The organism is Stenotrophomonas sp. YJH_SMC_138, from assembly GCF_059369855.1.
On record NZ_JCAFTB010000005.1, the window covers coordinates 26,671 to 50,219 of the forward strand.

The 23,549-nt window shown below is 66.4% G+C and carries 20 protein-coding genes; 15 read left to right on the plus strand and 5 right to left on the minus strand.

Features of this window, described 5'->3' with window-relative positions; all coding sequences use genetic code 11:
• The first annotated feature begins 205 nt into the window (after window positions 1-205).
• Window positions 206-1,060, plus strand: coding sequence for an iron-sulfur cluster carrier protein ApbC (gene apbC, locus AC5P7I_RS12150; protein ID WP_014647911.1), 855 nt, complete (start codon window positions 206-208; stop codon window positions 1,058-1,060).
• Window positions 1,061-1,138: 78 nt separating this feature from the next.
• Window positions 1,139-1,711 (plus strand): dCTP deaminase, encoded by a 573-nt coding sequence (gene dcd, locus AC5P7I_RS12155; RefSeq protein ID WP_014037995.1) that lies wholly within the window; start codon window positions 1,139-1,141, stop codon window positions 1,709-1,711.
• A gap of 106 nt (window positions 1,712-1,817) precedes the next feature.
• Here the strand turns inward: dcd and AC5P7I_RS12160 are convergent, their stop codons facing one another.
• The 3 genes from AC5P7I_RS12160 to AC5P7I_RS12170 are packed head-to-tail and all read right to left on the minus strand — an operon-like array spanning window position 1,818 to window position 3,091.
• Window positions 1,818-1,985: a LiaI-LiaF-like domain-containing protein gene (locus AC5P7I_RS12160; protein WP_005418011.1), complete on the minus strand. Its 168-nt coding sequence runs from the start codon at window positions 1,983-1,985 to the stop codon at window positions 1,818-1,820.
• Between the two features lie 15 nt (window positions 1,986-2,000).
• Window positions 2,001-2,423: an HIT domain-containing protein gene (locus AC5P7I_RS12165; RefSeq protein WP_014647910.1), complete on the minus strand. Its 423-nt coding sequence runs from the start codon at window positions 2,421-2,423 to the stop codon at window positions 2,001-2,003.
• Entirely contained in the window at window positions 2,420-3,091 is a 672-nt protein-coding gene (locus AC5P7I_RS12170; RefSeq protein ID WP_014647909.1) for a dienelactone hydrolase family protein, read from the minus strand. Before AC5P7I_RS12170 ends, AC5P7I_RS12165 begins: the two co-directional genes overlap by 4 nt.
• A 365-nt stretch (window positions 3,092-3,456) precedes the next feature.
• Here AC5P7I_RS12170 and AC5P7I_RS12175 point away from each other — a divergent pair, with 365 nt between their 5' ends.
• The 11 genes from AC5P7I_RS12175 (at window position 3,457) to AC5P7I_RS12225 (ending at window position 19,136) form a co-directional block, all read left to right on the plus strand.
• Window positions 3,457-3,915, plus strand: a complete 459-nt coding sequence (locus tag AC5P7I_RS12175) for a hypothetical protein (protein ID WP_014037992.1) — start codon at window positions 3,457-3,459, stop codon at window positions 3,913-3,915.
• The gene (locus tag AC5P7I_RS12180) at window positions 3,915-4,259 is read left to right on the plus strand and encodes a hypothetical protein (protein ID WP_014647908.1); all 345 of its coding nucleotides are present in this window, start codon (window positions 3,915-3,917) and stop codon (window positions 4,257-4,259) included. Before AC5P7I_RS12175 ends, AC5P7I_RS12180 begins: the two co-directional genes overlap by 1 nt.
• 80 nt (window positions 4,260-4,339) lie before the next feature.
• Window positions 4,340-4,582 carry a phage tail assembly protein T gene (locus AC5P7I_RS12185; RefSeq protein ID WP_227864145.1) on the plus strand — a complete coding sequence of 81 codons (243 nt, stop codon included), beginning with the start codon at window positions 4,340-4,342 and terminating at the stop codon, window positions 4,580-4,582.
• A 94-nt stretch (window positions 4,583-4,676) separates the two neighbouring features.
• The gene (locus AC5P7I_RS12190) at window positions 4,677-6,992 is read left to right on the plus strand and encodes a phage tail tape measure protein (protein ID WP_329767653.1); all 2,316 of its coding nucleotides are present in this window, start codon (window positions 4,677-4,679) and stop codon (window positions 6,990-6,992) included.
• On the plus strand, window positions 6,989-7,342 hold the full coding sequence (locus AC5P7I_RS12195) for a hypothetical protein (protein ID WP_014647906.1): 354 nt from the start codon (window positions 6,989-6,991) through the stop codon (window positions 7,340-7,342). The genes AC5P7I_RS12190 and AC5P7I_RS12195 overlap by 4 nt, the downstream gene beginning before the upstream one ends.
• Window positions 7,339-7,800 (plus strand): DUF1833 family protein, encoded by a 462-nt coding sequence (locus AC5P7I_RS12200; protein ID WP_014647905.1) that lies wholly within the window; start codon window positions 7,339-7,341, stop codon window positions 7,798-7,800. The genes AC5P7I_RS12195 and AC5P7I_RS12200 overlap by 4 nt, the downstream gene beginning before the upstream one ends.
• Complete coding sequence (locus AC5P7I_RS12205) at window positions 7,800-8,195, plus strand: hypothetical protein (RefSeq protein ID WP_014647904.1); 396 nt, start codon at window positions 7,800-7,802, stop codon at window positions 8,193-8,195. The genes AC5P7I_RS12200 and AC5P7I_RS12205 overlap by 1 nt, the downstream gene beginning before the upstream one ends.
• A complete protein-coding gene (locus tag AC5P7I_RS12210; RefSeq protein ID WP_262088020.1) occupies window positions 8,186-16,462 on the plus strand; it encodes a host specificity factor TipJ family phage tail protein in 8,277 nt (2,758 codons plus the stop codon). The genes AC5P7I_RS12205 and AC5P7I_RS12210 overlap by 10 nt, the downstream gene beginning before the upstream one ends.
• A gap of 87 nt (window positions 16,463-16,549) precedes the next feature.
• The gene (locus AC5P7I_RS12215; RefSeq protein WP_069116148.1) at window positions 16,550-16,765 is read left to right on the plus strand and encodes a hypothetical protein; all 216 of its coding nucleotides are present in this window, start codon (window positions 16,550-16,552) and stop codon (window positions 16,763-16,765) included.
• 188 nt (window positions 16,766-16,953) lie between these two features.
• The gene (gene rimO / locus AC5P7I_RS12220; protein WP_049442367.1) at window positions 16,954-18,315 is read left to right on the plus strand and encodes a 30S ribosomal protein S12 methylthiotransferase RimO; all 1,362 of its coding nucleotides are present in this window, start codon (window positions 16,954-16,956) and stop codon (window positions 18,313-18,315) included.
• Complete coding sequence (locus AC5P7I_RS12225) at window positions 18,312-19,136, plus strand: DUF3025 domain-containing protein (RefSeq protein WP_164077426.1); 825 nt, start codon at window positions 18,312-18,314, stop codon at window positions 19,134-19,136. The genes rimO and AC5P7I_RS12225 overlap by 4 nt, the downstream gene beginning before the upstream one ends.
• Window positions 19,137-19,223: 87 nt before the next feature.
• Here the strand turns inward: AC5P7I_RS12225 and greB are convergent, their stop codons facing one another.
• Both greB and AC5P7I_RS12235 read right to left on the minus strand, forming a co-directional pair.
• On the minus strand, window positions 19,224-19,730 hold the full coding sequence (gene greB, locus AC5P7I_RS12230) for a transcription elongation factor GreB (protein ID WP_014647900.1): 507 nt from the start codon (window positions 19,728-19,730) through the stop codon (window positions 19,224-19,226).
• Between the two features lie 126 nt (window positions 19,731-19,856).
• Entirely contained in the window at window positions 19,857-21,362 is a 1,506-nt protein-coding gene (locus tag AC5P7I_RS12235) for a helicase HerA-like domain-containing protein (RefSeq protein ID WP_046431840.1), read from the minus strand.
• A 122-nt stretch (window positions 21,363-21,484) separates the two neighbouring features.
• On the opposite strand from AC5P7I_RS12235, the gene AC5P7I_RS12240 reads away from it, so the two are divergent.
• Window positions 21,485-23,095 carry a transglycosylase SLT domain-containing protein gene (locus AC5P7I_RS12240; RefSeq protein WP_014647898.1) on the plus strand — a complete coding sequence of 537 codons (1,611 nt, stop codon included), beginning with the start codon at window positions 21,485-21,487 and terminating at the stop codon, window positions 23,093-23,095.
• Between the two features lie 23 nt (window positions 23,096-23,118).
• A complete protein-coding gene (locus AC5P7I_RS12245; RefSeq protein WP_046431838.1) occupies window positions 23,119-23,466 on the plus strand; it encodes a ribonuclease E inhibitor RraB in 348 nt (115 codons plus the stop codon).
• Window positions 23,467-23,549 lie beyond the last annotated feature (83 nt).

Below are 23,549 nucleotides of genomic sequence, written 5' to 3' on the forward strand. Positions count from 1 at the left end.
ATTGGAGAGCAAAAACAAAAACGGCACTGCGCATGCGCCATCGCGCGGGCTGGAATATCCGGCTCCGCAGCTCAAAACAGTGCTCATCGAACGTAACATGAACTTAACAATCTGTGCACGAATCTGTCGCATTCCTGAATTTCAGTCAGCTTGCATCCAGCTTGTATGATGTCGGGTTATCCCCCTGACCCCGCCGGTGCCCGTTGTGAACAGTTCTCCCCGCCGTCCCCATGTCAGCCAGGTCCAGAAGGGACTTACGCCGCATGCCCGCATCCGCAACGTGATCGCGGTCGGTTCGGGCAAGGGCGGCGTCGGCAAGTCCACCACCTCGGTGAACCTGGCCGTGGCGCTGCAGCAGCTCGGTGCGCGCGTGGGCGTGCTCGATGCGGACATCTACGGGCCGAGCGTGCCGGCCATGCTGGGCCTGTCCGGTCGCCCGGAAAGCCCGGACAACAAGAGCATCGAGCCGTTGCGTGCCTTTGGCGTGGACACCATGTCGATCGGCTACCTGATCGAAGAGGACACGCCGATGATCTGGCGGGGCCCGATGGCCACCTCGGCGATGACCCAGCTGTTCAACGACACCCTGTGGGACGACCTGGATTTCCTGCTGATCGACCTGCCGCCGGGCACCGGTGACATCCAGCTGACCCTGACCCAGAAGATTCCGCTGGCCGGTGCGGTGATCGTCACCACGCCGCAGGACATCGCCACGCTGGACGCGAAGAAAGCGCTGAAGATGTTCGAGAAGGTCGAGGTGCCGGTGCTGGGCATCGTCGAGAACATGGCGGTGCACACCTGCAGCAGTTGCGGGCACATCGAGCACCTGTTCGGCGAGGGCGGCGGCGAGCGCATGGCCGCGCAGTACGGCGTGCCGCTGCTGGGCTCTCTGCCCCTGCAGATCGGCATCCGTGAACAGGGCGATGCAGGCACGCCGATCACCGTCGCCCAGCCGGATTCGGCGCCGGCCCAGGCCTACCGACATGCCGCACAGCGCCTGATCGAGGAAGTGGGCAGGCGCCCGCGGGCTTCGATCCCGATCCTGTCGTCGCTGCTGTAAGGGCCGGGGCAGGGGCCGCCGGCCGAGGCCGGGCCCCTGCTAGAATCCTCGCGCCCCCTCGTACCCCCAGGACAAAGCATGAGCATCAAGAGTGACCGTTGGATCCGCCGCATGTCCGAGCAGCACGGCATGATCGAGCCGTTCGAGGCCGGGCAGGTGAAGCAGGCCAACGGCCAGCGCATCGTCAGCTATGGCACGTCCAGCTATGGCTATGACGTGCGCTGCTCGCGCGAGTTCAAGGTGTTCACCAACATCAACTCGACGATCGTCGATCCCAAGCACTTCGACTCGGGCAGCTTCGTCGACATCACCGCCGACGAATGCATCATCCCGCCGAACAGCTTCGCGCTGGCGCGTACCGTCGAGTACTTCCGCATCCCGCGCGATACCCTGGTGGTGTGCCTGGGCAAGAGCACCTACGCGCGCTGCGGCATCATCGTCAACGTGACGCCGCTGGAGCCGGAATGGGAAGGCCACGTCACCCTGGAATTCAGCAACACCACGCCGCTGCCGGCGCGCATCTACGCCAACGAAGGCGTGGCACAGATGCTGTTCTTCCAGGCGGCCGCCGATGACGTCTGCGAGACGTCCTACCGCGACCGTGGCGGCAAGTACCAGGGCCAGACCGGCGTGACCCTGCCGCGGACCTGACGATTGCAGGCGATTTGTAGAGCCGAGCCATGCTCGGCTGCCCTGCATTGAAGCCGAGCATGGCTCGGCTCTACATGAAGGAAGGCGGCGCAATGCGCCGCCTTCCTTATTTGCCGCGACCGAACAGCATCGCGATGCCGACACCAACCAGGGCCACCGGCCACCAGGTCAACAGCAGCTTGGACAGGTTCAGGTGCGTCCAGCCGAGATTGCTGGCGAGCATGAACAGGCCGATCAGGATCAGCAGGACGGCGGCAACGAGGTTGAATCGCATCGGGTCGGCGAAGGCTCAGGACTGGGCCGGATATCCTAGCCGTTCCTTCCAGTAGGCGACATGCTGGTCCAGCGCCGCCGGCTCGTAGCGGTGTGCCGGGCCACTGCCCCAGACCGGGCCCGGCCAGGCCGGATCACCGTCATGGCGGCCGATGACATGGAAGTGCAGCTGGCGCACGATGTTGCCCAGCGCCCCGATGTTGATCTTCTCCACCCCGTCGGCACCCTTCAGGGCCTTGCAGGCGCGGTTGAGCTCGGTGCGCAGCTTGTCCTGCTGCTCGCCGTCCAGCTCGATCCACTCGGTCACCCCGGCCAGGCGCGGTACCAGCACCAGCCAGGGGAATCGTTCGTCGTTCATCAGCCGCACTTGCGACAACGGTCCTTCCGCCACCAGCACGCTATCGGTGGCCAGGCGTGAATCGAGTTCGAATTCGCTCATCCAAGATGCTCCGAGAAGAAGTCCAGGGTGCGTTGCAGCGCCAGGGCGGCGCTGTCTGGATCATACGCATGTCCGACCTCCCGGTTGAAGGCGTGATCGGCCGGATAGACGTAGGTCGCCATCTGCGGCAGCTTCTCGCGGTGGGCCTGGACCGCTTCCGGCGGGATGCTGCGGTCCTGGGCGCCGAAGTGGAAGATCACCGGGGCCTTGGGCGCCTCGTCGAGGAACTGCACGTTGCGCGCACCGTAGTAGCTGACCGACGGCAGCCCCAGGCGCAGTGCGGACAGCATCGCCACCGTGCCGCCCCAGCAGTAGCCGACGGTGCCGACCTTGCCGTAGGGCGCCAGTCGGGTGGCCGCCGCGCGCACGACCTCCAGCGCCCGTTCCATGCCCAGCGCGCCGACCCGTTCCAGGCCCTGCTTCACGCCCTCGGCGTCGTAGGGCAGCGCATCCGGGTCGGCGTCGGGGCCGTCGACCAGGTCGAAGAACGAGGGCGCCAGCACCGCATAGCCTTCGGCTGCGAAGCGCTCGGCCACGCTGCGGATGTGCGGGTTGGCGCCGAAGATTTCCTGCACCACCACCAGTCCGCCGCGCGCGGTGCCTTCCGGCAGGGCCTGCCAGGCCCGTACCGGGCCGTGATGCGTATCCAGGGTGATCCACTCGGCCATCGTCATCTTCCTCGTTGCTGGGAACAGAGCTGCATTGTCGGCGCTGCGCCGGTTAGCGCGGCGTCAGCGGCTGTGCCGGATCGGGCGGCTGCGGGTTTGCGGCAGTGCGTTCCCAAGGCGGTGCAGAGGGCTGTTTCTGCATTGACCGGTGCACACCCGCAGCCTAAGCTTTCAGCCACGATGACATACAAGCCTCCGGCGCGAGCCGGGGGCTTTTTTGTTGTCCGCGTGTTGCGGGTCGCAACGCGCAACCGGTGGCTGTGACGGGCCAGCCACGATGACCCACTGCAGGCAGCCCCGAGCCTGATCACCCCGAACCCCAGCCGCCGCAAGGCGGCTTTTTCATTTCCAGGAGATTCAACACCATGTCCATCAATCAAGCCATTTCCGCCCAGGACTCCGCGCTGTACGTGAAGGCCGGTACCGCCCCGACCGCGCCGAACAATCCGGCCGGCTATACCGAAATCGACGGCCTGACCGCCTTCCCGTTCGGCCGCGGCCAGGCCAACACCCTTGATGCCACCAACCTGCGTTCGAAGCAGATGGAGAACATCGCGGGTCTGTCCGGCGGCCAGGCCGTGCAGGTGTCCGGCCACCGCTGGCCGGTCGGCAGCTCGGCAGGCCAGGAGATCCTGCGCGACGCCGATCCGGATGCCGACCTGCACTTCCTGATGGTGCTGCCCACCGGCGATGCCGCTACCTTCGTCGCCAAGGTCGCCGCCTTCAACGTGGCCCCGGGCACCAACCAGGTGCTGACGTTCACTGCGGACCTGCTGCCGCGTGAGTTCGCGCTGGTAACCGTGGCCGCTGGCGGCACCCCGTGATGCTGCTGGGCAAGCAGCAGATCCTGGACGCGCAGGATCGCCGGCACGAGGACGTCGCCGTACCCGAATGGGGCGGCAGCGTGCGCGTGGCGATGATGTCGGCGCGTGACCGTGATCGCTGGGAGCAGGAGACCTATGGCGGTGACACGCCCAAGGTGGATGACTTCCGCGCGCGATTCGTCGGCCTGTGCCTGGTCGATGAAATGGGCGAGCGCCTGTTCTCCGACCACGAGGTGGCCCAGCTGGGCACGAAATCGGCCGCGGCGCTGGATCGCGTGTTCCGTGTCGCGCAGACGCTCAATGCGCTCGGCGATGCGGCCGTGGGAGAGCTGGAAAAAAACTGATCCGCCGGCCTGAGCGCCGGCTTCAGTTCCGGATCGCGTGGAGGCTGGGCCTCCCGCATCCGGACCACCTGCTGGCGGGAGTGACCTCCCGCCAGCTCTCGGAGATGTATGCGTTCGCACGCCTGGAGCCGTTGGACCAGCCCCTGCAGGGGATGCTCGCCCAGCTGACCAGTGTGCTGGCGCAGGTGCACGGCAATACGACCACTGCCGACGACTTCCTGCTGGTGCGACCGCGTGCGTCGCCGGAGAGGGCGGCAAAGGAGCGCTCGCAGCAGCTGCTGGAACTGTTCGGCAGCGCATCGCGGCGCAACGCTGCGGCGTGATTCCGGGCGGGGCAGGGCATTGCTTCTCCGATGCGTGGCATGCAATCGAACCTGGGGCCCTGCGGGGCCCCTCATCATTCTTGGAGGAACGCGTATGGCGTCCACTAACCAGAATCTAGACGTAGTACTGCGGGTCAACACGACGGGCTTCCGTACCGCAATGGCGGAGGCCAGCCGCCTGGCAACGCAGAATCTCAAGACACTGCGCGCGGAGGCCGAGCGGACGGCCGCCGCGCTGGCGCGCGTGCATGCGGCACCGGAGGGCGCAACGGGCAAGGCCGCGACAAAGGCAAAGGCCAACGTCGGCGGCGATGTGCTCGGCAGCGGCTTGAAGGAGCTTGGTAGCGGCCTGCTGACGGCCGCCGGTGGCCCATGGGGCATCGCCATCGCGTCGGTGCAGAAGCTGGGCGAAGCGTACCTGGACATGGTCAAGGCGTCCGAACGTGCGCGCAGCGAGTACAAGGAGCAGATGCAGTCGCTGCAGCAGATGTCGTTCTCGATGGACCAGGCCGGCCTGGGCATGGGCGCGGGCACGCTGCCCCTGGAGCAGGCGGTCGCCACGCTGCATGAGCAGGCCAGGGCGCTGCGCGAGCTGGAGGCACGCGAGAAGGCGCTGCAGGGCTCGGTCGTCCATTGGGAAGGCCGAGTGAGTCATGGCCAGCGATCGGGACGGGAAGGGGCGGGCCTGAGTGCAGCCTCGGACTACGCCGAGCTGGAGAAGGCCAGGGCGAACCTGGAAGCGTTCCAGGCGGAGGTCGCGCCGGTCCAGGAGAAGTTCCGGGGCCTGAAAGAAACGATCAGGGGCGCCCTCGACGAGAAGCTGTTCAATGCGATTGCCGCGGCCATCCAGAACGTGGACAACCAGACGCTTGACCAGCTCATCGCGTCTCTGGGTGCGACGCAATGGAACGCATTGAAGGCGACCGATGCCTTCAACGGCATGCTGGGCGCCATGCGCGGAGAGGCGTGGCGGGACGAGGTCGAGTGGATCCGGCTGACCCGTGGCGAGTACGCGGCCTGGATGGCTGAACGCGGCGCGGAGATCAACGCAAGGGGCGGCCCGGACAAGATGGACCCGGCCCAGCGCGCAGAGTTCAACAGGGATGCCGCGCGCAAGAAGGCCGACATCGAACGCAAGGCCCAGTTCCGCGAACAGCAGCAGGCCGCCCAGCAGTCGGTCAGGGGCGTGCACGAGCAGGCTGATGCGTACGCCGGGCTGATGGATCGCATCGAGAAGCAGATCGCCCAGGACCGGGTGCGGCAGAAGCTGAAGGAGGGGATGACAGAGGCGGAAAAGCTGCAGGTCACCCTCCTTGACGAGATGGAGCATGCCGAGAAGAAGCTCAGCGAGCAGATGCAACTGCGGGTGAAGGCCTCGCTGGACGCCGCGGTGGCCCTGGCCAAGGAAGCGGCAGCCGCTGAAGCGTCGAAGAAGGCCCAGCAGGATCTGCTGAAGCTGCAGCGGGAGCTCCAGCAGGCGGCGCATGCACAGCAGCGCGGCAACGACCAGGCGCTGTTCGGCATCGGCCATGGCGCAGCGAGCGTGGATCGCATGCAACGCCGTTCCGCTCTGGATGAGGATCGGGACAATCGAAAGCGCGCGCTGGACGACGAGTCGCGTGGCGAGGACGGCAAGGTCATCGAGTCGGAGCGCTACAGAGCCCGGCTGGCCGAGCTCGATGCATTCCATGAACAGTCACTGCAACGCGAGGCAGAGTTCCAGGAGAACAAGAAGGCATACCAGTCCGATTGGAAGAACGGCGCAATGCGGGCGTTCGAGGACTATGCCGATGCCGCGGCCAATGCCGCCGAGTTGAGCCACGGCGTCTTCAGTAATGCACTGGGCGGGTTGGAAGACAGTCTGGTCAAGTTTGCCCAGACCGGAAAGCTGTCCTTCTCCGACCTCGCCGACTCGATCATCGCCGATCTGGCGCGCGTGGCAGCCAAACAGATGGTCAGTGGGCTGATCAGTTCGATCGGGCAGATGTTCGGGCCGAAGATCACCGGCTTTTCCATCGGCGGGTACACGGGCCCAGGGGGCAAGTACGAGCCGGCCGGCATCGTCCACAAGGGCGAGGGCGTGCTCAGCCAGGAAGACATGGCTGCGCTCGGCGGCCCATCGGCATTCTTCGCCCTGCGCACTTCGCTGCGAACCGGCAATGGCCTGTCCGGTGGTGATAGCGGGGGTTATGTGCAGGTACCGATTGCCCGTGCCGGCGAGGGTGGGATGAATGTGGAAATCAACAACTACGGCGAAAGCCGGGTCAACACCCGGGAAGAGCGGCAGCGCATGCCCGATGGCAGCGAAGTACGGCGGCTGGTGATCGACATCGTGGGCGACAGCCTCAACGGTGGTGAGCTGGGCGCCATTGGACGGGCCCGATACGGATGGACGGAGGCAGTGGGATGAGCAGTTGGCCAGAATATGCAGAAATCCGCTTTGCGGATTACGGCGAGGAGATCGTCGCTTCGGAAGAGCGGACCGAGATGGAGCGCGGCCCCAGCAAGATGCGCGCGCTCAACAGCCGGGTGATGAAGAACGTGTACGCCTCGGTGCAGTTCCGCACCGCGGCTGACGCCGAGGCATTCGAAGCGTGGTACCTGCACGATGTCGGTCGCGTCGGCTGGTTCACGATGGAGCACCCGCGGACCGGGCAGCCGATCAGCGCCCGCTTCCCGCAGGGCATCGGCCGCCTGGTGCCACTGAACACCCGGTTCCGCTTCTCCAAGCGCGATCTTGTACTGGAGTACATGCGATGAGTTCCTTCCATGAGCGCCGCCAGCGCCTGGCCGACACCCAGGGACCGCTGATGCTGTTGGAAGTGTCGGCGCCGTCGATGCCGGAGGTGTTGCGGATCGTCAACGACAACGTCAACTGGACCAGCAACGGCAAGGAGTTCATTGCCGCACCGTTCGGCTTCCAGCTTCCCGACGATGTCAGTGGACAGGCACCGCGCGCACAGCTGGTGATCGACAACATCGGCCGCGCACTCACCGAGGACCTGGAAGGGCTTGCCCCCGGAGAGATGGTGACCGCACGGTTGATGCTGACCGATCGCGCCGATCCGGATGCCATCGAGGCCGAGTACGACCTGCCGATGACCCAGGTGTCGGTCAACACGCGCACGGTCAGTGCCCAGTGTGGTGTCGACTTCCTGATGCGCCAGCAGGCCGTGCTGCTGCATGCCAATCCGTTCACGCTGCCGGGAATCTTCTGATGCGCCTGGTCGACGTCGAGCGATGGGTGGGCATCCCCTATGACGAAGCAGCGTGCGACTGCGCCGACCTGGTGATGCAGGTGCAGCGGGCGCTGTTCGCCCGTGAAGTGGCACTGCCCGGACGCCGGCCGCGCGGGCGGCGCGGCTCGGCCGAGCTGGGCGCATTGTCGCGCGCGCAGGCGGTACCTCGCGAGGGCCCTCCACAGGACGGCGACCTGGTACTGATGATCGAACGCGGACAACACAACCCCGGCCACGCCGGGGTTTTCTTTTTCCTGGCTCATGAGGGCTGGGTCTTGCACAGCAACGAAACGAACGGCTGCAGCGTGCTGCACCGCGTTCGTGACCTGCCCGGATTTGGGCTGAGGATCGAGGGATACTACGCATGGAACTGACACCACAACCGGCGGTCGACGGCCGCCTCATCATCACCCCGCACCCGGTGCTGCTGGATGGCCAGCGCAACGTGCCGGTCGAACTGCGCCCGGGTGAAAGCCTGTACGCAATCCTCATGCGCCATGTAGACGGGCTCGATGGCCGCGCATGGCAGGTCTGCGTTGACGGGCTGGAGGTGCCGCGCGAGCAGTGGATGCACACGCGACCGCGCCATGGCCAGTTGATCGAAGTGCGCAGCGTGGTGGGCAAGGCGGTGATTCCGCTGGTGGCGATGATCGCGCTGACCTATTTCACCTTCGGCATCGGCACGCTGGTGGCCGGTTCCGCGTGGGGCGCAGGCGCCATCGCAGGCACGTACGGCACGCTGGCTGCATCCGCGGTCTACGTGGCCGGCAGCGTGCTGATCAACAAGGTTCTCACGCCGAAGCCGCCCAAGCCCGGTGGTGGCGGTGTCGCCGACACGGCGTATTCCCTGGCAGCGCCGCGCAACCGTGTGCGCGCCTATGAACCGCTGGGCCTGCTGTTCGGTTCCACGCGCCTCGCTCCGGACCTGATCAGCCGCCCCTATACCTGGTTCGAGGGCGATGAGCAGTATGTCGGCCTGACCCTCAGCCCGGGCATCAACGTTGGCCGGGTGGAGGCCCTGCAGAACGGTGATTCGGCGCTGTCCAGCTACGAAGGCGTGCGCACCTGGTTCCGCGGCTTCCCGCAGATGCCCGACGAAGCGATTCCGCTGTACAGCAACGCGGATGTGATTGAAGGCGCGCAGCTGCTCGATACCGGCAGCGATGCCAAGCACGTGGCCAGCCCGTGGGTGGAACGCACCAGCTCCGCTGACTCTCTGCGCCTGCAGGTGAACATCGAGTTCCGGCTGTGGGATACCACGTCCAAGGGCAAGGACAAGGACAACCGCGAGCAGATCCAGATCCAGTACCGGCCGGTCGGCTCCGATGCCTGGCAGTCGTTCGGCAATTACAGCGTCGTGGGACGTACGCAGAAGGCGCGCCGCGTCAGCTACGGCCGCGACGTGGAGCTGGGCCAGTACGACGTGCGCGTACGCGTGGCCGGGCAGAACACCGATGGCAGTGGCGCGCAGGCGAATTTCACCTGGACCACGCTGGTCAGCGTGCAGCGCGACGACGCCAGCCATGCCGGCATTCCTGCCATCGGCCTGCAGATGAAGGCGTCCGGCCAGCTCAATGGCACCCCGGATGAGATCCGCTGCGTGGCTCATGCGCGACCGATTCCGGTGTGGAAGGGTGAAGCGGCCGGCTGGGTGACCGAGGAAACCAGCAACCCGGGCGCACAGATCCTGGCCTACGCGCGTGGCATCCATGATGAGAACGGCAAGCGCATCGCCGGCCTGGGCATGGCCGACCGGCGCATCGATATCGAAAGCCTGAAAGCCTTCATGCTGCACTGCGCGGACAACGCGCTGGGCTACGACTACTGGCTGACCGAGTTGCGCAGCCACCAGGCAGTGCTCGACGCCATCGCGCTGGCCGGCTTCGGCCAGGTGACCTGGGCCAAGGGCCGGCTGGGCGTGGCCTGGGCGGCCGATGAGCAGCCCCTGTCCGGCGTGGTCAACATGGCCACGATCAAGAAGGGCCAGTTTCAGGTCGATTACACCCTGGCCAACGCTGCCGACGGCATCGAGTACAGCTACCTGGACCGCCGCACCTGGAAGGCGGCGACGCTGCGCGTGCCGGCGCCGGGCGTGGAGGTGATGCTCAATCCGGCCAAGATCACCGGTGAGGGCGTCAGCTCCGAAGCCCATGCCGCGATGCTGGCGCGTTGGCATCTGGCGCAGAGCGTCTATCAATACAAGTCGATCAGCTACAGCACCGACATCGAGCACCTGGCCTACTCGCGGTTGTCGGTACTGGCGTTGCAGCACGACCTGACCCAGTGGGGCTTCGGTGGCCGCCTGATCGATGCCGCCGTCGACGCTGCAGGCGTTACCACGCTGCAACTGGACGAGACGGTCCCGGCACCTTCGCTGGGCAGTGCGTTCATCGGCCTGCGTATTCCAGGCGAGCGTGTCTACCGCGTACTGCGCGTGGTTCCGGGCGCTGAGCCAAGTGACAGGCTGGTGCTGGCCGATCCGTGGCCGGCAGATGCACCGCTGCCGGGCCACAACGACGGCAATCCTGCACACGACACGATCTGGATCTACGACTTCAAGCAGACGCCGGGTACCCGCGTGCGCGTGACCGGCATCCGCCCGGAAGGTGACCTGAAGGGCGCCGCTGTGGAGGTGGTGCAGGAGGGGCCCGAGTTCTGGCACTACGTGCGGACCGGGCAGTATGTGCCGCCGTCGAATGAATCCTCGCTGCAGATCCGGCCGGTGGCCAGCAATCTGAAGGTGGTCGAGCGCCAGGTCAGCCGGGGTGGCAGCGTGCATACCGAACTGCAGGCCAGCTTCGATATCAGTGGACCCACCGGCGAAACGCGGGTCCTGTCCGATCCAGACGGCAATGCCGCGCTGGAGGAAGTGGCACGCACCACCACGCGATCAGCGAGCTGGGCGATTCCTGGAGCGGGTACCTATCCGGTGGTCGTTCGTCCGTACAGCCCCGATGGCCGTGCCGGCGTTGCCGTGTCCACCCAGTACACCACGCTGGGTGCCGATGCGCCGCCGGTCCTGGTCGATCTGTTCGACATCGAAGAGCTCAGCGGTGGCGTGCGCCGGTATGTGTGGGGCTTCTCCGGCGACACCGTGCAGTCGGCTGATTTCGCCGGCGTGGAAATCCGCTATACCGCCGGCAGTATCGACAACCCGCTGTGGGAGCACATGACCCCGCTGGGCGATGCCGGTGGCTTCTTCACCTCCGCAATCGAAGCCGTATTGCCAGAGGCGGGCAGCTGGACGTTTGCGTGCCGCAGTCGCAACACCGCTGGCGTGCTGTCCGTCGGTGCCCGCTACCTGCGACGCTCGCTGGGGCGCAATACCGGGCAGACGCTGGAGGGAATCGGCGGTGTGGTCGAATCGGTCAAGCAGGACCTGGGCAAGGAAATCAACGCCCGCATCGACAGCGACCTGGCCGCCGCCACCCGTGCAGCCGAGGCGCTGCGTAGCGAATCGCTGCGCCTGCAGGACCAGATCACCGCCAGCGCCCAACGACTTGCCGGCCAGGCCGAACGGCTGGACCAGCAGGCGCAGGCGCTCAAGGCGAACACCGATGGCCTGGCGCGCGAAGTGCTGGACCGTGCTGCCGGCGATCTGAATACCCGCACCGAGCTGACCACGGCGGTGACCCGCGAAACCAGCGAGCGCCGGTCGGATGTGGAGAACCTGACCCGCATGGTGAGCCAGCTGTCGGCAGGCAGTGGCGTGCAGTTCGACAGCAAGCGCATCTGGTACTTCGACAGCAGCGTGGAAGGTTGGGGCGCGAATGGCGGCAGTCCAACGCTGGTGGAGGGCTGGCTGCGCCCGGCCAACCATGCCAGCGACGCCTTCGTGACGAGCCCGCGCGGCCAGGATGTCCAGGGCGCGGCGCACCGCTTCGTCAAGCTGCGCATCCGCAAGGTGGGCAGTCCTGCCTGGGACGGGCGCCTGCTGTGGAATGGTCCCGGCCAGTCGTGGGACAACGCACGCATGGTGCAGTTCGCGGAGCCAAGCTATGACAGCAACGGCATCGCGACGCTGGACGTGGACAACATTCCATGGAACGGGACCATCGTCGACCAGATCCGCCTGGATCTGTCCAAAGCGCAGACCGATGCCGACTACTTCCTGCTGGACTGGGTGGCGATCGGTCGCCCGACGCCGGGTGCGTCGGTGGCCATGTTGCAGGACGAAGCCACTGCACGCGTCGCAGCAGACAGCAGCGAAGCGGGCCGGCGCGAGTCGCTGGCCGTGCAGTTGCGCGGCAGCTACGAGGGCGGTGACCTGGCAGGGGTCAGCCAGGGCCTGATCGCGGCCGAGAAGACCGCACGGCTGAGTGGCGACCAGGTCAACGCGCAGTCGATCCAGGCACTCCAGGCACGGATGCCGGCAGGCACCGGCGCGCTGGCCACCGGTGCCAGTGTCAGCAGCCTGCAGCAGGCGATGGTGACCGCTGACACCGCGCTGGGGCGGCGCGTGGACAGCCTCGATGCCACGATGGGTGACAAGATCGGATCCAGCGCCTTCAATGCGTTGAAGACCGAAGTCGGGCAGCTCGATGGCCGGGTTACCAGCAGCAGCCAGGACCTGGTGCAGCTGAAGAGTCGCATGGAAGCGGTGATGGGCGCGGGCAGCAACCTCGCGCTCAATGGCGACTTCAACCTGGGCGCTGGCACCGGCTGGACGTTCTTCAACACCACCGCAGCATCGGTGGTGCGCGAGGGCCGCGGCAACAGCCTGTGCTGGAAGGCGGAGCCCTATGCGGGCGGAAGCAATACGGTGGTCAGCGCCGCGGTCAATGAGGGGCGCGTCATCACCCTGACCGCCGGCCGTCGCTATCGGGTGTCGTGCTGGACGCGGACCAGCGAGGACTTCGACGGCACCGCCGACAATACCAAGCTGCGCGTCGCCGACCACAACGGCAACCTGATGGGCGGCGCCACGCAGTCGTTCCCGAAATCGGCGGACTGGGTCAAGACCGAGACCTTCGTGAAGTTGCCGCCTACCGGCACGGTGCAGGGCATCAAGGTCACGATCAACCGCAATGGCACGGCCGGCACGTTGTGGCTGGACGATCTGTGGGTGGAGGATGTGACCGATGTCGACGCGAACGCTGCGGCGGTCAGTGGCCTGTCGACCAGGGTGGAACAGATCGATGGCAAGCTGAGCAGTGCCGCCGAGGACGTCACCCGGCTGGCCTCGGGCATCGGCAACATGGTGGCCTACAACATCATCGCCAACGCACATATCCTCGCCTGGCCCACCGGTGGCCCCCGTGCATCGGGTGTGTACCGTGCCAATGGCAGCATCGTGCCGGGCATGGGCGCCAACCGGGGGCTGCGGGTGGGCATCATCAATGCGGACAACAGCATCACCGATACGGCGGTGTTCGATACCCATGGCAATCTGCAGACCGAGTCGGCCCGCTTCAACACCTGGTACGACCAGACGCTGAAGGACAACCAGTACTTCATTGCCTATACGTCCGATGCAGTGGGGGCGATCAGTAGTGCCAGCAACAGCGACACCAGTGGCCTGCGCACCCGCCTGCTGGACGCGGGCCTGTCACAGGAAAACCTGGCGGCCCTGTCGGGGTCGCGGATGCTGGTGATGATCGGGCGGCGCAGGAGTGGTGCCGGCGGTGGCAGGCAGATCCTGTCGCCCTTGCCGGAGACCGGCCGTACTGGCATGTGGGTGGAAATGACCGTCACCGTGCTCAATGGCGTGCCGACCGGATCGCAGGATTCGTCGATGCTCGATCGTACGGCGCGGAGCAATGCGGACGCATTGACCGGGCTGCGCACCGACGTCAGCAAGCTCGGTACCGACCTGGTGTCCGCCGCCGACAGCCTGACCAGCCTGGCCGCGCGGGTCGACACCTCGGTGACCAGCAGCGACAACGTGCTGCGCAACAGTAACTTTGCTGGCAGTGCCGCCTGGTGGACGCTGACCCGTACCGTGTCGGCCAACACCGTGGAGTGGGTGAAGGCATCGGGCCAGAGTGGTGATGCGTTGCTGATGACGCATGGGCCGCAGGCCGGGCAGAATCCGGCCATCACGGCCAATGACGCGCGGTGGCTGCCCGTTGTTGCCGGCAGGTCGCGGCGGTACCGCCTGGTGATGGTCGCCCGCGCCTTCGACGATGCGACGGCGACCCTGGTCTGCCGGCTGCGCGTGCGGACCAGCGGGGTGAGTGAAAGCCATGCCGACGTGACGCTGAACCTGTCCGATGCGTCCTGGAAAACCTACACGGCCGAATGGTCTGCCGCGCAGGATCGCAACGAGATCATGCCGCAGGTGCATCTGACCAACGCCGGCGGCAAGGTGCTGTTCGACCGGATCGAGTTCTACGACATCACCGATGCGCAGGACATCGCCGGCAACGCGACGGCCATCGCCAACCTGCGCAGCGACGTGGTGCAGCTGGGCGATCGTGTCACCAGCAGTGCGTCCAGTGTGCTCAAGCTGCAGTCGGACGTGCAGTCGGTCCTCAATGGCAGCGACAGCCTGTTCCCGCTGGGTGCGTTCGAAACGTTCCAGGATGGCCAACTGCTGGGCAGTGCGGCGGGCACGATCTACACCGCCCGCGCCGATGCTCGCCGGACCGGTGAGCGCGGTCTGGACGTGAACGTTGCGGCCAACACCAGCCCGAACACCAATGCGGACCTGTACTTCGGGCAGTGGACCCCCATCACCGGCAATCGCCGCATCTATGTGGAGTACTACGCCCGCCTGCATCCGGACAGTATCCAGCCGACCGGTGGTTCCATCCGGGTGGGCTGGCAGACCACCAACGAAGCCAACGCGGAGAATTCGTGGCCCTTGCAGGCTTACGCACTGGCCTCGCTGCGCAAGGATGGCTGGACCAAGGTCAGCGGTTACCTGGACACCGCCGCGTCTGCGGCGAAGTGGCGGATGCTGGTCAGCATTCCGGGAGGAAGTGGTGCGCGCGAAGTGGGCGTGCGCGTGCAGGTGGACGACATCCGCATGATCGATGTCACCGACGCCTACGCCGCGCAGCAGAGCGCCGCTGCCACGGCCACCGCGGTGACCGCGCTGACCACCAAAGTCGATCAGCAGGGCACGAAGGTCGACGCGCAGGCGCAGCAGCTCACCGACCTGTCCAGCGGGCTGAAGGGCGTGCTCAACACCGGAAGCGGCCTGCTGCCCAATCCCGACTTCGCCGAAGGGCTGGGGGGGTGGACGGCATCGGCGGCGGCCAATGGGGCGGTGTGGAGTACGGTCAACGGCGACGGACGCCCAGGTGTGCTGCTCAACCGCTACACGAACGTGAATCCGACCCTGCAGGCCAACGGTGGCAAATGGGTGCCGATCAACGGCGCGCGCCGCCTGCGGGTGATCGTCCGCGCCTGCGGTGCTGGCGGCGCCAACAATCTGCTGGTGCGGATGTATCGCAAGAATGCGGCAGGCCAGCAGTCCTACCAGGATCTGCGTGCCGTGTTCGCGGTGGAGGCGTTCGAGACCCGATCGTTCGACTTCGATGCCTTCAACAGCGGCATCGATGCCTGGCGCTTGAACCTCTATGTTCATCCCGACAACGGTCAGGTGCGGGTGGACAGCGTCCAGGTCTATGACATCACCGACCAGGTGGCCAACGATGCCAATGCCTCGGCCATCACGGGGCTGAGCACCTCGGTAAGCCAGCAGGGCACCAAGCTGGACACCACCGCGCGTGACCTGACCCAGCTCAAGACCCAGGTGGGCGATGTATCGGCCAGCGGCTTCTCGCAGCTGAACAGCCAGGTCAGCCAGCAGGGTACGCAACTGACTGCGCTGTCCGGGCGGATCGATGGCGTGCAGGCCTCACTGGGTGGCAAGGCGGATGCAGCCGTGGTCACCAGCATGCAGGCGCAGGTCAAGAATCTGGGCGCCGGTGGCAACCTGCTGATGAACACCACGTTCCCCTTCTGGCAGCGCTCGGGGTGGGGCTGGGGCAGTAATCCGAACGGGCGGTGGACCGAACTGGGCAACCCCACCGGCGATGACAACTGGCATCCGCAGGGGATCTTCGGGCTGGGCGCGGTGACGCCCGGCGTCGTCGCAGCAGGCGAAATGGCATGGTGGGGAACCGAGTACGACATCGCCATCGAAGGCGGCAAGACCTATTGCGCGTCCGCCTGGATCAATACCCATCGCGTGGAAGCCAAGCTGGAGATGACGTTCTTCGATGCGGCCGGCAATCACCTGGGGCTGGTGCACAGCCCTGGCGTGAGGAGCGATACCGGAACCCCGATCACGCTCGACCGCTTGACGCGCACGTTCCTGATCAACAAGGCGCCCGCCACGGCGACCTTCGCTCGCTTTCGCGTGATCGTGATCGGCACCGGTGGAAACACGCCCTATTTCTGGATGTTCCGCCCGATGCTCAGCCAGGTGGACGCGGCAGCAACCGCCCCGCCCACCTGGTCGGCCGGAGGCACCGAGTCTTCCGCGCAGTGGTCGGTCAACGTCCGTGCAGATGGCCGGGTAGGGGGCGTGCAACTGGCGTCCAGCGGCCAGGTCTCGCGTTTCGATGTGGTGGCCGACGCGTTCAGTGTCAGTGCCCCCGGTGGCGGGCGTCGTACCGAGTACAGCGATGGCAACTGGCGGGTCTATGACGAAGCCGGACGCCTGCGCGTGCGCATGGGCGTGTGGTGACCCGTGCACCTGCCCGTCGCGGTGGGTGCCCTGCATGAAAACCGTTCGGGCCGCCGGTGGATGCGGCCCTTTTTTTGGAGATCCAACATGAAGTTCAACGCACGTCTTGTCCTGCTGACCCGCGCAGTGGAGCAGTCGGGGGTGGTCAATCTGCATTTCCGGCCGGAGGGCGAGAACCTTCTTCCGCAGATGGTGATCCCGGTATCGCCGCTGGATGCGTATGCCTTGAAGTTCGGGGCACTGTACCGGTTCGAGGCGATCGAGGTGGAAGAAGCGCTGCCCATTGAAACAGCCGCTGGCTGAGACCGGGCGGTTGCAGTGGTGCTGGATATGACCGGGTACTGACCCTTCACGGGCCAGGCGCCGCAGGCGGCAGCGGCGATTCAGGGCGCTGGCCCGAAGCCCGGTATACTGGCGCCCTTTCAGGCCCCGGCCCCCAGGAACCCCTGCCATGCCGGCAGGGGCCCAGGCCCCCAGAGTCCCGCGATTCCATGTCCCAGCTGAACCCCAAAGTCGGCTTCGTCAGCCTTGGCTGCCCGAAGGCCCTCGTCGATTCCGAGCGCATCCTCACCCAGCTCCGCTCGGAAGGCTACGACATCGTCCCGTCCTACGATTCGGCCGACGTGGTGGTGGTCAACACCTGTGGCTTCATCGATTCGGCGGTGACCGAGTCGCTGGATGCCATTGGCGAGGCGATGAACCAGAACGGCAAGGTCATCGTCACCGGCTGCCTGGGCAAGCGCCCTGAGCAGATCCGCGAGGCGTACCCCAACGTGCTGGCGGTGTCCGGCCCGCAGGATTACCAGAGCGTGATGGAAGCGGTGCATGAAGCACTGCCGCCCAAGCACGATCCGTTCGTGGATCTGGTGCCCGACTACGGCATCAAGCTGACCCCGCGCCATTACGCCTACCTGAAGATTTCCGAAGGCTGCAACCACAAGTGCAGCTTCTGCATCATTCCGTCGATGCGCGGCAAGCTGGTCTCGCGCCCGGTGGATGAGGTGCTGCGCGAAGCCGAGCGCCTGGTGCGTGGTGGCGTGCGTGAGCTGCTGGTGGTTTCGCAGGACACCTCTGCCTACGGCGTGGACGTGAAGTACGCCGAGAAGATGTGGCGCGACAAGGCCTACCAGACCCGCCTGAAGGCGCTGTGCGAAGGCCTGTCCGAGCTGGATGCGTGGGTGCGCATGCACTACGTCTACCCGTATCCGCACGTGGACGAAGTGGTGCCGCTGATGGCCGAGAACCGCATCCTGCCGTACCTGGACATCCCGTTCCAGCATGCGAGTCCGCGCATCCTGCGCCTGATGAAGCGCCCCGGTGCGGTCGAGAAGACCCTGGAGCGCGTGCAGAACTGGCGCCGTATCGCGCCGGACATCACCGTGCGTTCGACCTTCATCGTCGGCTTCCCGGGCGAGACCGAGTCCGAGTTCGAAGAACTGCTGTCGTTCCTCGACGAAGCGCAGCTGGATCGCGTGGGCGCGTTCGCCTATTCGCCGGTCGAGGGGGCCACCGCCAACGATCTGCCCGATGCTGTGCCGGAGGAAGTGAAGCAGGAGCGTCTGGCCCGCTTCATGGAGAAGCAGGCGCAGATCTCCGCCGCACGCCTGGAGGCCAAGATCGGCACCGTGCAGCAGTGCCTGGTCGACGCCATCGAAGGCGATATCGCCGTGGCCCGTTCCAGGGCCGATGCGCCGGAGATCGACGGACTGGTGCACATCCAGAACGCCGACCAGGTGCCGCTGCGCGTGGGCGACTTCGTCGACGTGGAAATCACCGAGAGCGACGAGCACGACCTGTACGGTGACGCGCTGCCCGCCGCTCCCCGCCCGGCATTCGACCTCAAGATGCTGTGACCGCAGCGACGACCGCCGCCAATGACGGGGGCGGCGTCCGGCGCTTCGTACCGCCGCCACGTGCAGCGATCGATCCGCAGGTGTTCGCGCAGCCGCTGTTTGCCGGGCTGCAGGATTTCCGTGATCTGCTGGATGGCCCCCACTGGCCGTCCATCGCGGCGCTTGACGCACGCCTGTCCCTGCCGGGTTGGCAGCTGGTCGAACAGGATGCCGCGTTGCTGGCCGATGGCCTGCACTACGAGGCCCGCATCGCGCAGGGGCGCATTGCCACCCGTGCCGACAACTGGCACGACCTGTTCAACGCGCTGGTGTGGGCCTCCCACCCAAAGCTCAAGCGGGCACTCAACGTGCAGCAGTGCCGGCATATCGAAGCCATGCCACCCGGCCAGCGCAACCGCGCGCAGGCCGCCTTGACCCAGTTCGACGAAACCGGCGTGATCGTGCGTGTGGGTGATGTCACGCTGCTGCGCGCGTGGGATGGGCATGACTGGCCTGCGTTGTTCGAGCCAACGCGCTGGCAGAGCGGTGACATCGCCATTGCCGCGGTATTCGGGCACGCGTTGATGGAACAGGCACTGCTGCCGGGGCGATTGCTGGTGGGCAAGTGCGTGGTGGTGCAGGGTGATGCCGATGCTGCCTGCGTTGACGCGGTGACTGCGGCCATTGCCGAAGGCAGGGCAGTGACCGATCCGCTGCAGCTGCGGCCCCTGCCGTTGGCGGGTATTCCTGGCTGGCACGGCGTGCAGGATTCCGCCTTCTATCGCAATGCCGATTATTTCCGCCCGTTGCGTGCAGGGCGCACATACCCGCCGCCGTTGTAGAGCCGAGCCCATGCTCGGCTGTGTTTGCCCACCAGCCGAGCATGGGCTCGGCTCTACAACGGCAGCGAGGTCGGGCATGACTCGACTCTACAACGGCGCGTACTCCACCCCGATCACCGCAAAGGTGAATTGCCCGCCGGGCAGCTCCACCGAGAATTCATCATCCAGTCGCTTCTTCAGCAGCGCCCGCGCCAACGGCGAATCGATGCTGATCCAGCCCAGCCCGGCATCGGTCTCATCCGGCCCGACAATGCGATAGCGGCTGGTCTCGCCACTGTCCACATTCTCCAGTTCCACCCATGCGCCGAAGAACACCGCCAGCGGGTCGGTCGGCGTGGTGTCGACCACGCGCAGTGATTCCAGCCGCTTGGTCAGGTAGCGCACGCGACGGTCGATCTCGCCCAGCTGCTTCTTGCGATAGGTGTATTCGGCGTTCTCGGAGCGGTCACCTTCCGCGGCGGCCGCGGCCAGTGCCTTCACCACCTCCGGGCGGCGCACGCGCCACAGCTCATCCAGTTCGGCCTTCAGCCGGGCATGCCCGGAGGCGGTGATCAGGGCCGTGCTTTTTTCTGCGGGGGGACGCCAACGCGACATGCAATACGACTTCTTTTCTGGATGACGAACGGGGAGCGGGGTCGGAGCCCTCCCTGGCGGGGGGGATCCGACCCTGGGGTCAGATCCCTTTCCAGCGGAAAGGGCTCTGACCCCGGCCGTGGCAGATCAACGCTTTCCGCCGAAGATGCCACCCAGGATGCCGCGCACGATCTGGTTGCCCAGCTTGGTGCCGACGGTGCGCGTGGTCTGCTTGGCCATCGTCTCGATCATGCCCTGGCGGCGCTTGGTGCCGAAGATCGCATCCTTGATCGCCTGGCCGAAACCGCCTTCCTGCGCTTCGTCCTGTTCGCGGCTGCGCGCGGCCGGCGCCTGCGCCTGTTCGACAGTCTTCTGTGCACGCTGGGCCAGCAGTTCGGCGGCCGATTCGCGGTTGATCGCGGTGTCGTAGCGACTGCCGACCGGGCTGCCGGCACGCACCTGGGCGCGTTCGGCTTCGGTGATCGGCCCCATCCGGCAGCGTGGCGGCGCGATCATGGTCTGCTGCACCGGCATCGGGATGCCCTTGTCCTGCAGCGTGGAGACCAGGGCCTCACCAGTGCCGAGCTGGCTCAGTACCTTGGCCACGTCCAGCTTCGGGTTCGGCACGAAGGTTTCGGCCGCGGTCTTCACCGCCTTCTGGTCGCGCGGGGTGAACGCGCGCAGTGCGTGCTGCACGCGGTTGCCGAGCTGGCCGAGGATGTTGCCTGGCACGTCGTCGGGGAACTGCGAGCAGAAATACACGCCCACGCCCTTGGAGCGGATCAGGCGCACCACCTGCTCGATGCGCTGCACCAGCGATGGCGGCGCATCGTCGAACAGCAGGTGCGCCTCGTCGAAGATGAAGACCAGCTTCGGCTTGTCCAGGTCGCCCACTTCCGGCAGCTGCTCGAACAGCTCCGACAGCAGCCACAGCAGGAAGGTGGAGTACAGCTTGGGCTTGAGTACCAGCTGGTCGGCGGCGAGGATGCCGATCATGCCGCGGCCGTCGTGGTTGACCCGCATGATGTCGGCCAGCTCCAGCGCAGGTTCGCCGAAGAAGTGCTCGCCACCGTCCTGCGCCAGGCGCAGCACCGAACGCTGGATCGCGGCGATCGACTGCGCGCTGACCAGGCCGTACTCTGTGGAGATGTCCTTGCGCTCCTCGGCGACGAGGCCGAGCAGGGCGCGCAGGTCGTCCATGTCCAGCAGCAGCAGGCCGCGGTCGTCGGCCAGCTTGAACACGATGTCGAGCACGCCGGACTGGGTGTCGTTCAACTCGAGGATGCGCGCCAGCAGGGTCGGGCCCATTTCGCTGACGGTGGTGCGCACCGGGTGGCCCAGCTTGCCGTACAGGTCCCAGAAGAGGGTGGGGCTGGCGGCCGGCGCATAGTCGGCCACGCCGATCTCGGCGGCACGCTGGAGCAGGTTCTCGGCGCCGCTGCCGGGCACGGCCAGGCCGGAGACATCGCCCTTCACATCGGCCAGGAACACCGGCACGCCCAGTCGCGAGAAGCCCTCGGCCAGCGTCATCAGGGTCACGGTCTTGCCGGTACCGGTGGCGCCGGCCACCAGGCCGTGGCGGTTGCCGAGTTTCGGCAGCAGGGTGACGGCAATATCGTCGGTAATGCCTTTGCCGAGCAGAATCGGATCCATGGTCCAGCCCTTGTGATGAATAGCCCAATGTTAACCGCCGGCAGTGACGGTCCGAAGGTCGGCTTGCCCGGACCTTGGCGGCGCCGCTACTCTGCCTGCCTGTTTCGCACACAGTGCCATCAATGCCCGTTCCTGTCCTGATTTCCCGCGGTTGGCCGCTGCTGGCCCTGGCCGGCCTGGTTTCCCTGGCGCCCGACGCCCATGCGCAGCGGGTTTCGGCCCGGGACAAGGTGAAGGTGGATGCGCTGCAGCAGCGCATGACCGTCGCCGAAAAGCGCTACAGCGACGCCCTGCTGCTGGTCGCCAATGCCGACCCCAAGGGCAGCAACGAGGCCGACGCCGCGCTGGAGGACATGGAAGATGTCCTCAACGACTGCGTGAAGCAGAAGGGCTGCCAGATGGGCACCCTGCTGGCCAGCTACAAGCGCCTGCTCAAGCACGACGCCGATGCCGCTGCCAGCGATGACGTGGCCGACGAGGGGGGGGACCGCCTGGAAGCCGACCCGGATCACATCGGCCCGCTGACCGCGGATGTGCCCGAGGCCGCGCGCGCTGCCGCGCTGCTGAACGACAAGCGGCACGCCTTCGACAGCATGGTCGAGTACAACCCGGCGGTGCAGGCCGGCATCCGTCGCTGGCTGACCGACATGCGTCCGGCGCTGCTGACCAGCTACGAGAACTACCAGAACCTGCGCGCGGTGATGTGGCCGGAGTGGGAGAAGCGTGGCCTGCCCGAGGCGCTGCTGTTCGGCATCATGGCCAAGGAATCCAACGGCCGCGTGCACGCCTCCTCGCGTGCCGGCGCCGCCGGCCTGATGCAGTTCATGCCGGCCACTGGCCGTCGCTTCGGCCTCGGCCCGGATGGCACCGGCTTCGACACGCGCTTCGATGCGCGCAGCGCCGCCGAGGCCAGCGCCAGCTACCTCAACGAACGCCTGCGCGAACTGAACAACAACGTGGAAATGTCGGTGGCCGCCTACAACGGTGGCGAAGGCCGTGCCGCACGCGTGTTCAAGCAGAGCGCCGGCCAGAGCTTCTGGACCGACAGTGTCTACAACCAGTTCCCGGGCGAGACCAAGGACTATGTGCCGATGGTGATTGCCGCGGCCTGGATCTTCCTGCACCCGCAGCAGTATGGCGTGGAGTTCCCGAAGATCAGCGCGCAGCCGGCCACGCTGCGCCTGGCCAAGTCCACCACCATCTATGAACTGACCATCTGCCTGGGCAGCCACGGCACCCGTGATGGCTACATGCGCGCGCTGCGCAACCTCAACCCGCGCTATGAAGCCGATGGCTGGATTCCGGCCGGCACCCTGATCAACGCCACCACCCGCATCGCCGGGCTGTACCAGCGCAACTGCGTCAGTGGCCCGCGTGCCGACCTGGCCCGCACCCTGATCACCGCCGATCTGAACGCGGCGATCAAGCGCCCGACCGCGGCCAGCTACACCGGCAGCGTCGCCGTGGGCGGCGTGGTGCCGGTGGCCGACGCTGCGGCCTCCACCAGTGTGCCGACCACGCCGGTGGCGGCGGTGGCGACGCCTCGCCCGGCGCCGGCCGCGCGCCCGAAGCCGGTGCGCAGCCACAAGGTGGGCAAGGGCGAGACCCTGGGCGCCATCGCGGCGAAGTTCCAGTGCGACGTGCCGACCCTGGCCCGCGCCAACGGCCTGAAGGCCCCGGCCTACAGCCTGCGTCACGGCCAGACGCTGAAGCTGCAGGGCTGCGACAAGTAATTCCCCCGACCCCTGGAACCCACATGGATCTCGAAGACACCCGCAACCTGTTCGCCAACCTCCGCGAAAACACCGACTGGGACATCAACGGCCCGTTGCTGTGGGGGTACTTCTTCGTGCACTCCACTGCTGAGCCGTTGCAGGCACTGGCAGAGCACCTGCAGGCGCAGGGCTACACCTTCGTGGAACTGTTCGAACAAGATCCGGAAGAGGGTGACGCGCCGTTCCACGTGCTGCATGTGGAGCGCGTGGAGATCCACGACGAAGCCTCGCTGGACCGTCGCAACCAGGAATTCGCAGCGCTGGCCGCGGAGAAGGGCGTGGAAGACTACGACGGCATGGACGTCGGCCCGGCCCCGGCCCTGCAGTAACGCGCGTACCGGTAGTGCCGGCCGCTGGCCGGCATCCCGTTGTGGAAAAGGGGACGGAGGGGATTAAGTCGTTTATGCATAAA

Coding starts and splice junctions, on each gene's coding strand:
- dcd (WP_014037995.1), top strand. CDS start 1,139: ATGAGCATCAAGAGTGACCGTTGGATCCGCCGCATGTCCGAGCAGCAC.
- AC5P7I_RS12160 (WP_005418011.1), bottom strand. CDS start 1,985: ATGCGATTCAACCTCGTTGCCGCCGTCCTGCTGATCCTGATCGGCCTG.
- AC5P7I_RS12165 (WP_014647910.1), bottom strand. CDS start 2,423: ATGAGCGAATTCGAACTCGATTCACGCCTGGCCACCGATAGCGTGCTG.
- AC5P7I_RS12170 (WP_014647909.1), bottom strand. CDS start 3,091: ATGGCCGAGTGGATCACCCTGGATACGCATCACGGCCCGGTACGGGCC.
- AC5P7I_RS12175 (WP_014037992.1), top strand. CDS start 3,457: ATGTCCATCAATCAAGCCATTTCCGCCCAGGACTCCGCGCTGTACGTG.
- AC5P7I_RS12180 (WP_014647908.1), top strand. CDS start 3,915: ATGCTGCTGGGCAAGCAGCAGATCCTGGACGCGCAGGATCGCCGGCAC.
- AC5P7I_RS12190 (WP_329767653.1), top strand. CDS start 4,677: ATGGCGTCCACTAACCAGAATCTAGACGTAGTACTGCGGGTCAACACG.
- AC5P7I_RS12195 (WP_014647906.1), top strand. CDS start 6,989: ATGAGCAGTTGGCCAGAATATGCAGAAATCCGCTTTGCGGATTACGGC.
- AC5P7I_RS12200 (WP_014647905.1), top strand. CDS start 7,339: ATGAGTTCCTTCCATGAGCGCCGCCAGCGCCTGGCCGACACCCAGGGA.
- AC5P7I_RS12205 (WP_014647904.1), top strand. CDS start 7,800: ATGCGCCTGGTCGACGTCGAGCGATGGGTGGGCATCCCCTATGACGAA.
- AC5P7I_RS12210 (WP_262088020.1), top strand. CDS start 8,186: ATGGAACTGACACCACAACCGGCGGTCGACGGCCGCCTCATCATCACC.
- AC5P7I_RS12215 (WP_069116148.1), top strand. CDS start 16,550: ATGAAGTTCAACGCACGTCTTGTCCTGCTGACCCGCGCAGTGGAGCAG.
- rimO (WP_049442367.1), top strand. CDS start 16,954: ATGTCCCAGCTGAACCCCAAAGTCGGCTTCGTCAGCCTTGGCTGCCCG.
- greB (WP_014647900.1), bottom strand. CDS start 19,730: ATGTCGCGTTGGCGTCCCCCCGCAGAAAAAAGCACGGCCCTGATCACC.
- AC5P7I_RS12235 (WP_046431840.1), bottom strand. CDS start 21,362: ATGGATCCGATTCTGCTCGGCAAAGGCATTACCGACGATATTGCCGTC.
- AC5P7I_RS12240 (WP_014647898.1), top strand. CDS start 21,485: ATGCCCGTTCCTGTCCTGATTTCCCGCGGTTGGCCGCTGCTGGCCCTG.
- AC5P7I_RS12245 (WP_046431838.1), top strand. CDS start 23,119: ATGGATCTCGAAGACACCCGCAACCTGTTCGCCAACCTCCGCGAAAAC.